Source organism: Vibrio sp. OY15 (assembly GCF_000742455.1).
GTDB classification, from domain to species: Bacteria; Pseudomonadota; Gammaproteobacteria; order Enterobacterales; family Vibrionaceae; genus Vibrio; species Vibrio alginolyticus.
In genome coordinates this window covers 559,769-573,248 of the sequence record NZ_JPIL01000009.1, presented here as the reverse complement: position 1 = coordinate 573,248, position 13,480 = coordinate 559,769, and the positions used below count along the sequence as shown (strand labels likewise).

Here is a 13,480-nt window from a genome sequence, read left to right as displayed (position 1 = left end):
GAGATCTATTATCATACGCGTTCGCAATATAACGCTACTCTTTAATGCATTCAACAAAATTTAAGGTACTTTACATTAGTTACGTTTACTCAAGACTTAGATATATCAAAGACTTATAAAACTCATCAATTTCAATACCTGGGCGTATCATTCATGCGCTTCAATAAACGCTTTGAGTGCCAGCTCATCAATAATCTCCAAACCGTTGTCCGTTTTGGTAATCAATCCCTTTTCAATCAAGTCCTTAACTGCACGTCGATAGACTCGGCCTGAGGTACCAAACCGCTCAGCCTCTTGGTTCACTTTATCAAAGCCACCAAGCAGCTTATCCGTCTGATTACGGACGAGAAGATCATAGGCAATGTTGTAAGTAATGGGATGCAACAAACGATTAGTGTAGATATCCATGGAGTCTTGATAATCCTCAGCCAATGCTGAAGCGAAGAACACCATCATTTGGGGATGATTTTGCAGTGCTTCGGTTAGTTTTTGGATACAGATAACATCAACCTGCATATGTTCATCTGCTATCACATTCCATTGACAAGGAGTCTGAGTGAAGAACTCCATTTCACCATAAATATGATAGTCGCAGTTAGCTTCCCCTAATTGAAAACGTCGTCCATTTGCGGCCAATATGTTCATCGAGACTCGACCTACTGGCACAACATACAAGTACTGAAGTTGCTCACCTTGGCGGAGAATTGCTTCCCCAGCATCAAAGTAACGCGAATTTATTTGGCATTGATAAATCAAATCGCGAAAGGTGGCATTCTTTTCTTCAAGGTATGTTTTGAAGCGACCAGTCGGATAAGGGCTGATTTTCATTTTCTGCTCTCTCAGAAAAAGTTACGGACAACTATTTAAGGTGGATTGTACCCCGTAACTCCAAATAAAAAAGCGACAGTGACCTGTCGCTTTACATCTATTCTGTTTATGTGACTTACTGAGATAGAGACTGGCTAACGCTGAGCAACCAAGGCTTCTAATGCCGTAATCGCGGCACTCTTCTCACCTTGCATCATTACTTTGGCCTCATCAACGTACTGACCAACACCTTCTTTCACATCTTGTTGATACAGCACCACGTTGTTTAATATCGAAGCCACATGAAGGCCTCGTAGTCGACCGACCGTAAACAGCGCAGAGGTTTCCATATCGGCACCTAAGATGCCTTTCTTGTTCCAATGTTGGCATATTGCATCCTCGTCATCGGTATAGAAACTGTCGTGAGAACGCACCACACCAAAATGATAATGCACTTTTTGCATCGACAAGTAACGCTCAACTTCCTTTAACAGTGAAAAGCTTGCGTAGGCTGGATAAGACGAATCGACATACGCTTTAGAGCCGCCCTCATCTCTTACCGCGCCTTCGGCAATGATCAACTCGCCAAGATGAATGCCTGATTGCATTGCCCCCGCCGATCCAACGCGTACCACATGAGTCACACCGCACTGTTTTAGCTCTTCCACTGCGATGATCATCGATGGCGCACCTATACCTGTACTACACACTGAAACAGGCTTGCCTTTGTAGTTGCCGGTAAACACACGGTACTCGCGGTTTTCCGACACCATTTCTGCATCATCAAATAATGCCGCGATACGATTCGCTCGATCTGGCTCGCCGCATACAATAACGAGGGGAGCGATTTGTGTTTCATCCACTCCGATATGAGGTTGTTTGGCCATTTTTCGTTCCTTACGCAGCAGCGTGCGCTAAGGTTTTATCGCCATTGCGCTTAGCGCTACGAGCCCACTCACGCGTGCCATTGGCAGCGATGAACATAAGAATCGCGTACTGAACAGACATTGCGTAAACACCTTGCGTCGCGTAGATACCCACACTGATAATGTTAATCACGACCCATAGAATCCAGTTTTCGACGTATTTACGTGTCATCAGAATTTGTGCAACAACAGAAAGCACTGTCATGGTTGCATCCCAGAACGGAAACGCGTCAGGTTCAAGCACTGGTTCAGCCAAGCCAGCACCAAAGAGATTCAAGCTATCAACAGCAATGTTTGCTAGCGCAAAGAAAAATGGGTCGATATAGATCGTTAATAATGCGATACATGCAACGCTAATAGAGGCAGTAGTAATAAGTTTCTGCTTATTTAACCAGCGAACTTCCAGCGTTTCACCTTGTGCGTTTGGACGGGTCCACGCATACCAGCCGTAAATGTTCGCACAGAAGAAAAACAATTGAAGAAGCAATAATCCGTATAACTGAATTTGAAAAAAGATAACGGCAAAAAGCGTGACATTCAGCAAACCGAATAAGTAGTTGATGGTTTTTTCTTGGCTGGCAAACCAAATGCAAAGCAGTCCAAAAACTGTACCGAAAGCTTCGATCCAACTCATTGCGTAGCCGTCGCCGATCGGAATGTTAACGAGAGTATTATTAATATCGAGTAAGGCAAAGAGGTCCATAACATGTCCTTTATTATTTTGTTTGGAATACGCTTATATTAGAGCGTGATCCCCAACAAAAAGGAGGACATTTGTCCTCCTCTTGATGCACTCGATCATAATTCAGATTCATTACTTACTTGAAAGTACCTATTTATCTCAATTATTCATTCCAAATGAACTAGGACTCGTGTCCTAGGTAGCGCTTTTTGAACGTCGATGCTGACGCGAACAGTAAAGTCGAAGCAAATGTAAACACCACGCCAGCCAAGTATACATACTCTTCATTCGCAAGTAGTTCATAAACACTCACGACAAACACCGTTAATACTAGTGAAATATTGAAACGGTGAAACCACGGCCTCTTTACTGAATACTGTGCATATCTCTTAACTAACATAAAGATTTTCCATTCATCTCAATAATTTATAAATCTAATTATAGGCTTTATTAATAATAAGCGTTTTAAGCACTATCGACACGAAATCTTTCGAGTTACTCGCAAAAAATCACACTTTTCAAATGTTGAGTTAATAAATTCGAACATCTGTTTTGCATGCTTATTTATTTTTTAGCCCATTTTTTATAAATTATATGCACTAAATTTGTTAACCATGCGTTTGTTTTTAATTAAGAGAAATTCGTCACACTGTTGCGTACAACCAATGTTGGTTCCAGTTGAACGACTTGAGCGTCGTTAGATTTGTCGTCCAGTCTTCGGACAAGAGTCTCAACGGCAGCCTGCCCCAAACGGTACTTAGGCTGATGAATGGTAGTTAGCGATGGCGACATAAATTTCGCGATATGGATGTCATCGTAACCAATAATGGACAGGTCGTCCGGCACTTTAATATCGAGCTCATTTGCGGCGTTAATCACCCCCATCGCCATCATATCGTTAGAGACGAAAATCGAGCTAGGTAATGCGCCACGCTGAGCCATTTTTTTGAACGCTTGATACCCACCCTCACATTCGAAGTCAGACTCAATGATCCAATTGGCATTAAATTCCAAGCCAGCTTCGTTCATTGCTCGCTTATAACCTTCGTATCGCATTTGCGCTTGGTGTTTAATCAAAGGGCCTGTGATGCACCCAATTTCGGTATGGCCGCAATCAATTAAGTATTTCGCCGCTAAGTAACCGCCACGAAGTGAGTTGTCTTGGATTTTATCGCTTGTAAATAGCATCGGCCCCCAGTCCATTACCACAACTGGGATATCTGGGTAACGCTCAAATACATCGATACGCTCTCCTTCTAGCGACGAGCACATCAAGATCAAACCATCGACACGCTTTTGCAATAGCGTATTAATGGATTGACGCATACGTTCGTTATCACCCTCGGTGTTACATAAAATGAGGCTGTAGCCTTTTTGGTAGCAGCTGCGTTCGACGCCTTTTACGACTTCGCCAAAGAATGGGTTGGTTGAGGTTGTCACGAGCATACCAATGGTTTTGGTACGATTGACTTTGAGGCTACGCGCCAACGCAGAGGGCGCGTAGTAGTTAAGCTCTTTTGCGGCATTGTTAACGCGTTCAGAGATCTCTTCGCTCACAAAACGCGTCTTGTTAATAACATGGCTCACTGTTGAAGTGGAAACCCCTGCCAGTTTTGCGATGTCTTTCATCGTCGCCATGTTACTACTCCTATTTTAATGAGGCGTTGTGCGCCTTATTGTTCAGCGAGAAACGCGTCCACCTCTTCGCGGGTTGGAATCGACGTTTGCGCGCCAAAGCGGGTCACAGAAATTGCAGCCGCCGCATGTGCAAACTTAATCGCTGATTCTAAAGGTAAACCTTCTAGGAGACCAGTGACGAATGCCCCATTAAATGTATCGCCCGCTGCGGTAGTATCCATCGCTTCAACGCGGAAACCCGAGATGATTTCGCCTCGACCGTTTTGGCTTAGCCAAACGCCTTTTGCACCGAGTGTGATCATGACAATTTCTATACCTTTACCATGTAGCACATTCGCCGCTTCTTGCGCGCTTTCGTTGTCTGTTACAGTAATACCTGTCAGAACTTCAGCTTCCGTTTCATTTGGCGTAATCACGTCAATGTAAGACAGTAATTCATCTGACAATTCACGAGCTGGCGCAGGATTCAAAATTACGTTGGTTTTGGCATCTTTCGCTACACGCGCAGCTTTCTCAATGCCGCACATCGGCGTTTCCAATTGCATTAGCAAGTAATCTGCTTGGCGAATACGCTCTAAATCTGGCTCAATCGCTTCTGCTGTCAGTTTGGCGTTCGCTTCAGCTGAAATGCAAATGCTGTTCTCACCACTGTCCGACACTTGAATCATCGCGATACCTGTCGGGCAATTTGGCTGCATCTTCACACCAGTGATATCGATGCCGTCCATTTTGAAGTTTTCGCGAATGTTAATGCCGAATGAGTCGTCGCCCACACAAGCGATAAAACCTATGTCTGCATTTAATCGCGCCGCCGCGACGGCTTGGTTGGCACCTTTGCCACCTGGGATAACTTGATAGTTGCGACCATGCAGCGTCTCGCCTGGGCGAGGGAAAGAAGGCACTTGAAGAACATGGTCAGCGTTTACACTACCTAACACCACTAACTTATTCATACGGTTATCCTCGGTTCTGAATGAACCCTTTTTAAAAACTGTTTAGGAAAATACATTAGATGACTTTAACTTCTCTTCCTGATGAAGGAGTCTCGATAAAAAGCCAAAGGCATCTATACCCCACACTTTGCAGTATTTTGGGTAAGTTTGCCCTCACCTCCTAAACGACAGATATAAACGGAGGAGAGAGCAAAAATTAGGATGATTTATTGAACTTAAAACTTACTTAGTGACTACTTTTAGTGGTACTGGGATGTACTCTTCTACTTCTTCACCTTTCAAAACTTTGTCAGCCGTTTCAACACCTAAAGCACCGATAAGGTCTGGTTGCTGAGCAATAGTTGCCGCTAGTTTGCCACGGTTAACTGCTGCAATGCCGTCTTCCGTACCATCAAAACCAACGATAACGACATCTTTGCCAGAAGCTTGAACTGCGCGAAGTGCACCTAGCGCCATTTCATCATTCTGTGCAAATACCGCTTGTACATCCGGGTTAGCCGCTAGCAGATTTTCCATTACGTTTAGACCTTTCGTGCGGTCAAAGTCAGCCGGTTGGCTAGCAAGAAGATCCATATCGCTGCCCTTCACGGCATTCATAAAGCCTTCACCGCGCTCACGCGCTGCCGATGTGCCCGCAATACCTTCAAGTTGAATGACTTTTGCTTTTTCGCCGACTTTTTCCATGATGTAGTGGCCTGCCATTTCACCACCAATTACGTTGTCCGACGCGATGTGACTCACGACTTCACCACGGCTTGCACCACGGTCTAATGTCAACACAGGGATCTTAGAACGGTTCGCCATACGAATTGCATTAGACACTGCATCAGAATCCGTTGGGTTGATAAGAATTGCTTTTACGCCGCGAATACTTAAATCCTCGATGTTCGACAGTTCTTTACTCGGGTCATTTTGCGAGTCCAGTACAATTAAGTCGTACCCCAATTCTTTCGCTTTTGCTTCCGCACCGTCTTTCATCGTTACGAAGAACGGGTTGTTTAGCGTCGAAACCACAATCGCCATGGTATCTTGAGCTTGCGCCGCTACCGATACGGTTGAAGAAAGAAGTGCAGCAGAGATAAGAGTTGCAAGTTTTTTCATCGTTCTAGTCCTTTGTGTAGGGTGAGCCAGTACACGTCCCCTGACTCGGTTTGTATTCACTGTTTTATATATACAGATTGTTATGAATTACTTGTTTTTGTTGTCTACCAATACCGCCAGCAAGATAACCACTGCTTTTGCAATCATTTGGTAGTAGGAAGAAACATCAAGTAGGTTAAGTGCATTGTTCAAGAAACCGATGATCAGCGCACCAATCAAGGTACCCATGATACGACCTTTACCGCCCATCAAGCTGGTACCGCCAAGAACAACCGCTGCGATAGCGTCTAGCTCGTAGCCCATACCCGCTGTTGGCTGCGCCGAAGAAAGACGAGACGTTACGATAATACCTGCAAGCGCTGCTAGCATACCGCAGATGGCGTAGACACCAATCTTCACTCGGTCTACATTGATACCTGATAGGCGAGTCGCAGACTCGTTGCCGCCTAGTGCGTAAACATAGCGACCAAAGCGCGTGTGGTTAAGTAAATACCAAGCCGCTGCGAACACAACCACCATTAACCAAACAGGAACCGGAATGCCTAGCGCGTAGCCAGTACCAAACCATGCAAACGCATCTGCGGTGTCAGTAAAGCCTGTCGAGATTGGTCGACCTTCGGTGTACACCATGGTCACACCACGTAGTAACGTCATGGTAACCAGCGTAGCGATAAATGCCTGCACCTTACCCTTCGCAATAATGATACCGCTGATCGCACCTAACGCTGCACCTGCGACTAAAGCAGTTGGAACCGCCACTAGCACCGGAACCTCAAGCGCAATCATGCTTGCCGCAAAGGCACCACACAATGCCAATACCGAACCAACACTTAAGTCGATGCCTGCTGTTAAAATAACTAATGTCATACCCACTGCGATAATGGCATTCACGGAGGTTTGACGAAGAATGTTGAGAATGTTGTCGACCGTAAAAAAGTTCGGGTTCAAAAATGACACAACAACGATCAGAAAGATCAAAGCTATCAGTGATTTTTGCTCAATCAGCCACTCTTTTGTGAACAACTTCTTGTTGCCAGTTTCGGTTGGTTTGCTCATGGTATTCGTACTCATGCTGCTTCCTCATTGATCTCTTTGCCTACGGCACAGGCGAGTAATTTTTCTTGATCGGCGTCTTTCGCATCAAATTCGCCAGTGATACGACCTTCATGCATCACTAAAATACGGTCGCTCATGCCGAGCACTTCAGGCATCTCGGAAGAAACCAAGATGATGCTCATGCCTTCGGCCTTAAACTTGTTGATGAGCTGATAAATCTCTTTTTTTGCTCCGACATCAACACCACGTGTCGGCTCATCCAGAATCAGAACTTTAGGTTTCGTCATTAACCCTTTCGCTATCGCAACTTTTTGCTGGTTACCACCAGATAAGTTGCCGATGATTTGATCTCGCGTTGGGGTTTTAATGTTGAATAACTTAATAAAATCTTCCACAGCAATCACTTCGTCGCTGTGTTGAATCTGGAAGCCTTTGGTCAGCTGGTTTAGCGAACAAAGTGACATGTTCTCCTTAACCGAAAGACCTAAAACCAAACCATCGCCTTTGCGATCTTCAGAGATGTAAGCGATACCATTTGCCAAGCCATCTTGCGGGCTAACCGGGTTAATAGTTTTGTTATCAAGATTGATAACACCATGCTCACTAGGTAATGCGCCGTAAATGACTTTCATGAGTTCAGTGCGGCCTGCGCCCATCAAGCCAGAAATTCCAAGAATCTCACCACGCTTGAGAGTAAAGCTCACATCCTGAACGCCAGACCCAGTCAAACCAATGACTTCAAGACAAGTTTCGCCATGTTGGACATCAATACGTGGATATTGCTCTTCTAATTTTCGGCCAACCATCATTTCAATTAGGCCATCTTCATCAGTGTCGGACACCTTGCACTCACCGATAAACTTACCATCACGAAGCACCGTAATATCATCACAGATTTCAAAGATTTCTTTAAGACGATGCGAGATGTATACGATGCCGCATCCTTGAGCACGAAGCTCATTAATCACTTTAAACAGTGATTCCGTTTCGGTATCGGTCAATGCGTCCGTTGGCTCATCCATAATGATGACTTTCGACTCAAACGAAAGTGCCTTTGCAATTTCCACCATTTGTTGTTCACCAAGGCTTAAATCGCCAAGCAATGTTTTTGATGAGTGCTTTACATTCAGACGTTTTAAAAGCTTGTCAGCTTCGTCATACATTTTGCCCCACTGGATACGCCCTAAGGAGCCAGTGAACTCTCGTCCCAAGTAAATATTTTCGGCAATCGTCAGTTCAGGAATCAGGTTCAGCTCTTGGTGAATAATGCTAATACCAGCTTCCTGTGAATCGCGTGGACCTTTAAAGGCCGCCGGCTGACCTTGATATTGAATGCTCCCCGCATCCATGTGGTAAATGCCTGTCAACACCTTCATTAACGTTGACTTGCCTGCTCCATTTTCACCCATCAGCGCCATCACACGGCCTGGATAAACATTCAGGCTTGCTTTGTCGAGTGCTTTTACGCCCGGAAACGCCTTCTCAATTTCGCTTAGTTGTAGAATGGCTTGAGTCATAATCTGTCCTCAATATCTCTGGCTTAAAAAACCACGCCCGCTTGGAAAATAACGTTCGCATATGGCGAGCATTCGCCCGTTCTTACGATAGCGCGACTTTGGGCCGTGCGTGCTTTAAACGCTTCATGTGACACGTAGCTCACCTCAATAGATTTGCCCGTTTCTTCACTCTCTTTGCTCAGTTCGTTGAGCAACGCTTCATGCAAAACTGGGCTTGCATCAGAGAACTCTTCCGCAATGATGACCCCTTCGATTTGGGACTCAGATAGAATTACGCGAACAGTATCAAGAAAACTTGGTACCCCATGCGTTAGCGCCAAATCGATTCGCTGAACATGCTCTGGGATTGGTAGACCAGCATCACATATCGTGATCTCGTCGGTGTGGCCTAGCGTCGCCACCAAGTAAGAAATATCTGAGTTAATTAGGGTACTTTTTTTCATCTCATCGACCTTTCGGTTACACGTTCATACAACCATGAGCGCCTGTTTTAAAGTGTTTTGTTATTAACAGAAAACTCATCGAAACGTTTCGATGAAATAATAATTCGTCATCGCAATTTGACCAGTGTGAGATCGATAAGGTGTGAGAATGATCTGTAATTCAATTGTCATTGAATAGGAAAAGTGCACTTAAGTCACACTTTATCATCGAAACGTTTCGATGACAGTATTTCCCTGTCATTACAGTTAGGTTTTATACAAGGAGGGAGGAAAAGAGACGTCCAACTACTGAGAAAACCTCTAGTTAATAAGCTCGAAACCTTTCACGTCATCACAATTCTTAGATAGCTGCCTGATTTTGGAGAACGCTCACCTTACAATCTGGTTACAATTTGCCAAAACACATCATCCGTTCAGTACCTTACCTGGTACGCGACGTTTGTAGGGACACAAACGGAAACTAAGAACCATAATGAAGTTAAGCAATAGAGTCATTTTGCTTGTCGCGCCAGTGATCTTATTAAGCGCGTTAGTATCTAGCTATATTATTTATAGCATTCAAAAAGTGACGCTCATCAAGCGGGAAGACAGCTATATTCAGTTGCAGATGGAAAAGCTCGCCGGGCAGTTTCGACAAGCGAATATTTTTCTTAATAGCTATGCCTATACGCTCAGTAAAAGTGATGTATTACAAGACTATTTGGTAAATCATAACAACCCCTATCGTGAACGAGTCTTGTTTAACCGATTAGACGAGACCGCTGAAGTATTGAGCCATGGTTACAAAGGCGATGCGAGCATGGCGATCCTCGACGGCAAACAAAACCTTCTCTACTACACAGAAAACAAATATTACGAATCATCGGGCGTGGTCGACCCAAAGGTGTTAGAGTACATATCACGAAGTTTCAATGAGAGAGAGGCTTTCAGTCACACTGGCTTTATTTATAACTCCAGTGGACAAAGCATTCTTCTTCAATATGAGGTCGTCGACAAAAGAACGGGGACTCACCCTTTGAGCTTTGACTCGAAAAATGTGTTTTTTGTGGTAGTTTCCGTATCACTTGAAGCCTTTAACGAGATTAAGCATGAAATCGAGTTTGACACACACAGCGTGATTACTTTCGCCGACAAACCCATTTATCTTGATATTTCTCTCGCTCAAACCATTGAGCTGCTGCCGCACTTTTATGCCGTGCTTTCTCCTGCCGAATATTTAATGTGGAATAAAGTCGATAAAGTGTGGCTAGAACTTGCTTTCTCCTTTGGCGTAGCGGCGTTTTTCACTATCACATTAATCATTTTGGTGTTGTACCGCTATGTGTTGCGCCCTGTTTCTCGCCTTGATAAGCAGCTGAACGAACTTGAATCTAATCAACGTGACAATATTGAAAAGCTAGAAACAAACGATGAAATAGGACGCCTCTCTGCACGCTTTTTTGATATGTATGAGGAACTTAATGTCATCTATAAAAAGACAAAACGCCTAGCTGAAACGGATCACCTGACGCAACTCGCCAATCGCCATCGTTTTCATGAGCTTGCCACTCGTGAACTTATCTCCCCTTCGCAGTTTCTGTGGGTTGTTTACGTCGATCTTGATAACTTTAAATACGTGAATGATAAATACGGGCATGAATTGGGAGATAACTTATTAAAAGTGTTCTCATCACACATCAAGAATGCTTGTCAAAAGTTCTCGCACGATTACAACAGCCCCTGCTTTGCCGCCAGGTTGTCTGGTGACGAATTTGCAATTTTGCTGAGCTCAAATCAAGAGGTAAAACGCTTGCCTGATTTGCTTGCATCAGAGTTACTAAAACCGATTAGTAATCTCAGTTCATCTTGGAGTAATTCATTTCCCGTTACGGCAAGCGTAGGTATTGCACAATATCCTCAAGACGGTACTGACATCGCGAAGTTACTCTCCAGTGCCGATGCGGCTATGTATCAAGCAAAACGGGCAGGGAAAAATCAATACGCCTATTATTCAGCCGCTCTCAATATTGAGTCTCAAAGACGAAGTCAGCTTGAACGTGCGCTCCGAAAAAGCAATGTAGAGGAAGAATTCCACCTTGTTTTTCAACCCTATATGAACAATCGAAGCAACGAAATTGAGGGGTTAGAAGTCTTGTTGCGCTGGGAAGCCGAAGGTATCGGCCCTATCCCCCCAAAGGAGTTTATTCCAATTGCAGAGCAAGCCGGATTATTTGATAAAATTGACCGCTGGGTTTTCGCCAATGCAACGGCGGAATACCATCAATTAAGGAATATTTTCGGTAAGGATATTGTTCTTTCGGTCAATCTTTCATCAGCAGAGCTAAACTCGATAGAAATGGCAAACTACATCCATGAACAAGCGACACTGCACAGTGTTAAACCAGAATGTATTGAGATAGAAATAACCGAAACCTTTGCCGCAGAACAACAAGGCACGGCTCTACTTGATGAGCTATCAAAACGTGGCTACCGTCTTGCAATTGATGACTTTGGTTCTGGTTACACATCGTTAACTCAGCTCGTTCAGTATCCGGTTCAAAAAATCAAATTTGATCGAGAGTTCCTCGTTACATTGATGAACACCAACAACGGCCATGTGATCAAACCTATTATTGAGCTATGCCATGCCCAAAATAAAACGGTTACAGCAGAAGGTATTGAACACAATATGATGCATGAATGGCTATCGGCATACCGCTGCGACTATATGCAAGGCTATTTATTTGGTAAACCAATGACTAAAGAACAATTGAGCTTGTGGTGGCAATCGGCAAATGACGACAGTCGATTTGATGCGTCCATGGTCAGCTCAATTAGGGTTTCAAGAACATAAGTTAAGGGGAGACGTACAGCAGTCACAACTGTGGCGGCTGTATATGAGCTTCATTGATAGATGCTCAGCTTTTGTTCCCCCATACCTATCTCTATGACTTTAGTTGAGTAAATCACTATTTATTCGTTTTTAAACCAGCACTTCCTTGAAATCCAAACCGGTCAAATTCAGCGCTTTGACGCTATCGTACAAGCCACCTTTTTTGTCCGTGCAAAACGTTCTGAGCCCAGCACCTTTTACTCTGAACAAGTTAGATTCATTAACGGCTTCTCTATTCAAAACGAGTTTCTTAAACGGTCTAGCACGACTTAGCTTACCATGACGAAGATTATACTCGGTAGCAGAGGCATCAATGGCATCAATTTGAGTGACAATGTTTAATGCTCGCCAAGGCTTTCCTTGTAGATTTAATGGTAAAAATTCGACATTCTCGCTCAAAACATCGAGCTTATCCGCAATAGAAGCGGATACAGCAAGAGTAAAAGATCCCCATGCTGCAATATCAGGCCTGGGTAATGGCTTTTCACCCTTAACGTCTAACCATTCAATATCAATACTTTTCCAACTGGCTTTAACAGACTCTCCATAGAGTTGGATAGGTTTGCTTGCCGTTACTTGAAGAGACATTTCCAATGGCGACTCTTGCAACATTGCAAAATCATTAACATTGGGAGTGACAATAAACACTTTATTAAATGCTGTCATAACCGTCCTTAAATAAATTTGAGCGCTTTTCTTAATGAGACGAGCGCTTTCACACCAAACCAAACATAATAGATAGAGTTTACTTTCATGTTCAAAAATTTAATGAATTAATATCTGGCGTTCTTATCTTTTAATTTCGAAGTTTTATTATTTATATATTTTATATCCACACGATAGAATTATTTTTTCAATTTTTACTATGTACCCTTCCTTATGTAATCGAATAAATTAGAAAATAAACAATAGCACGCATCACTTCACTTTTGTCGAGCTCATCACTCTCACTTAAACGATACATTCACAAGTTCAATTTTTGAACGACTTAGACTTAGCTTTGTCAATCGTGAATTAAAAACAACCGATTCACCGTTGTTTTACTGCCTTTTCTTACCACCCTGTTGTTTATTCATACATTATAAATGCATTTATACACATAACGATTCGGCGTTACGATTTGTTACGAGTTAAATCACAAACTTTTGAGGTATTGGATAAAGCGTAGAAAAAGAAAACACATTGAAATAAAAAGAGTTTCTAAAGTACGAAAAATAAAACACCGTTTTTATAAATTAGCAACTTCACAAATATCCTTAAACACAGTTTTATTAATTACATATATCAGATATTATTTACGCTGAAGTTTATAGAAACCATCGTTAAACTTCATATTTTATATAAGTTTCAATTAGTTAGTTTTTAACTCGAAAACTTATCGTCAACCCAATATCAAGCACCTAAGCGTGCAATAAGAAACATTGGGAATAGAATTATATTGATGTGCATGTTGTTTTAACGAATGCATGAAGCAATCGGTAGATT

General features: G+C 43.1%; 12 protein-coding genes. 1 reads left to right on the top strand and 11 read right to left on the bottom strand.

All coding sequences use genetic code 11. From position 1 onward, the window contains the following. Positions 1-147 precede the first annotated feature (147 nt). The 10 genes from IJ23_RS12990 to rbsD all read right to left on the bottom strand — a co-directional run bounded on the left by IJ23_RS12990 (position 148) and on the right by rbsD (position 9,123). Positions 148-828 carry a Crp/Fnr family transcriptional regulator gene (locus IJ23_RS12990; RefSeq protein ID WP_033906468.1) on the bottom strand — a complete coding sequence of 227 codons (681 nt, stop codon included), beginning with the start codon at positions 826-828 and terminating at the stop codon, positions 148-150. Positions 829-962: 134 nt separating this feature from the next. Further along, positions 963-1,694, bottom strand: coding sequence for a nucleoside phosphorylase (locus IJ23_RS12985; protein ID WP_017635382.1), 732 nt, complete (start codon positions 1,692-1,694; stop codon positions 963-965). Between the two features lie 10 nt (positions 1,695-1,704). Continuing rightward, complete coding sequence (pnuC, locus tag IJ23_RS12980) at positions 1,705-2,436, bottom strand: nicotinamide riboside transporter PnuC (RefSeq protein WP_025767870.1); 732 nt, start codon at positions 2,434-2,436, stop codon at positions 1,705-1,707. 160 nt (positions 2,437-2,596) lie between these two features. Continuing rightward, positions 2,597-2,815 carry a hypothetical protein gene (locus tag IJ23_RS25570; RefSeq protein WP_005499106.1) on the bottom strand — a complete coding sequence of 73 codons (219 nt, stop codon included), beginning with the start codon at positions 2,813-2,815 and terminating at the stop codon, positions 2,597-2,599. A 230-nt stretch (positions 2,816-3,045) separates the two neighbouring features. Further along, positions 3,046-4,053, bottom strand: coding sequence for a substrate-binding domain-containing protein (locus IJ23_RS12970; protein WP_033906467.1), 1,008 nt, complete (start codon positions 4,051-4,053; stop codon positions 3,046-3,048). A gap of 35 nt (positions 4,054-4,088) precedes the next feature. Then, positions 4,089-5,006: a ribokinase gene (gene rbsK, locus IJ23_RS12965; RefSeq protein ID WP_033906466.1), complete on the bottom strand. Its 918-nt coding sequence runs from the start codon at positions 5,004-5,006 to the stop codon at positions 4,089-4,091. A 222-nt stretch (positions 5,007-5,228) separates the two neighbouring features. Continuing rightward, entirely contained in the window at positions 5,229-6,107 is an 879-nt protein-coding gene (gene rbsB / locus IJ23_RS12960) for a ribose ABC transporter substrate-binding protein RbsB (protein ID WP_005373143.1), read from the bottom strand. 87 nt (positions 6,108-6,194) lie between these two features. Beyond that, positions 6,195-7,178: a ribose ABC transporter permease gene (gene rbsC / locus IJ23_RS12955; RefSeq protein WP_005382618.1), complete on the bottom strand. Its 984-nt coding sequence runs from the start codon at positions 7,176-7,178 to the stop codon at positions 6,195-6,197. Continuing rightward, on the bottom strand, positions 7,175-8,680 hold the full coding sequence (gene rbsA, locus IJ23_RS12950; protein ID WP_025767874.1) for a ribose ABC transporter ATP-binding protein RbsA: 1,506 nt from the start codon (positions 8,678-8,680) through the stop codon (positions 7,175-7,177). The genes rbsC and rbsA overlap by 4 nt, the downstream gene beginning before the upstream one ends. A 23-nt stretch (positions 8,681-8,703) precedes the next feature. Continuing rightward, entirely contained in the window at positions 8,704-9,123 is a 420-nt protein-coding gene (rbsD, locus tag IJ23_RS12945) for a D-ribose pyranase (protein WP_005382620.1), read from the bottom strand. A gap of 472 nt (positions 9,124-9,595) precedes the next feature. Here rbsD and IJ23_RS12940 point away from each other — a divergent pair, with 472 nt between their 5' ends. Further along, a complete protein-coding gene (locus IJ23_RS12940) occupies positions 9,596-11,956 on the top strand; it encodes an EAL domain-containing protein (RefSeq protein ID WP_033906465.1) in 2,361 nt (786 codons plus the stop codon). 129 nt (positions 11,957-12,085) lie between these two features. Here the strand turns inward: IJ23_RS12940 and IJ23_RS12935 are convergent, their stop codons facing one another. After that, positions 12,086-12,661, bottom strand: a complete 576-nt coding sequence (locus tag IJ23_RS12935; RefSeq protein ID WP_033906464.1) for an imm11 family protein — start codon at positions 12,659-12,661, stop codon at positions 12,086-12,088. Positions 12,662-13,480 lie beyond the last annotated feature (819 nt).